This is a genomic window from Mesorhizobium sp. M7A.F.Ca.CA.002.15.2.1, assembly GCF_003998715.1.
In the GTDB taxonomy this organism is placed as follows: domain Bacteria; phylum Pseudomonadota; class Alphaproteobacteria; order Rhizobiales; family Rhizobiaceae; genus Mesorhizobium; species Mesorhizobium ciceri.
This window is the reverse complement of record NZ_RZPI01001239.1, coordinates 1-520: the sequence shown is the minus strand read 5'-3', so window position 1 is coordinate 520 and position 520 is coordinate 1. Positions and strand designations below refer to the sequence as shown.

The 520-nt window shown below is 58.5% G+C and carries 1 protein-coding gene; it reads left to right on the top strand.

Features of this window, described 5'->3' with window-relative positions; translation table 11 throughout:
* Positions 1-346, top strand: a 346-nt coding sequence (locus tag ENZ74_RS34620) for a hypothetical protein (protein ID WP_206522416.1), incomplete at its 5' end; no start/stop codon positions are given.
* Positions 347-520: the final 174 nt, after the last annotated feature.

Here is a 520-nt window from a genome sequence, read left to right as displayed (position 1 = left end):
ACACACCCCCGTCTCTTCCTCCTCCGCCAAGCCGAACGGGCGCGTTTTTTCCCCCGGACCGTTGTCAGACATGGGAGCCAATCCGGCCCTTGCCGCCCTGTTGCCCCTTGCCGCCGGAGCAGCGGCGATCGGTGCCGGCGGCCGGATCACGGAACTGGTGGTCTCGTTGGAGGGTTTCTGCAAATCCAGCGCATCGACGCCGGCCGTTGACGAGCAGCCGGCAAGGCATAGCGATGCTATCAAAAAACTGACGACGCCCGGAATCCGCATCTGGACCTGTACTCAAAACACAACAGACCGAGGGCGAAACGACAGCCGACGGACAAACCGGATCAGTTATGAATGAGAAATTACCAATAAAGTTTGAATCAAGTTTTTTTCGCCATACCGCATGCGGGTAAGCGCGGTGGAAACTGGCTCAGGATTTCCTGAAGACGCCGATCATCGGCCCGAGATTCCAGTAGTCGTCTTTGCGGCCGATGGCAGGCGCAAACAGGCTGGATATCGTGCCGTCGAGGAA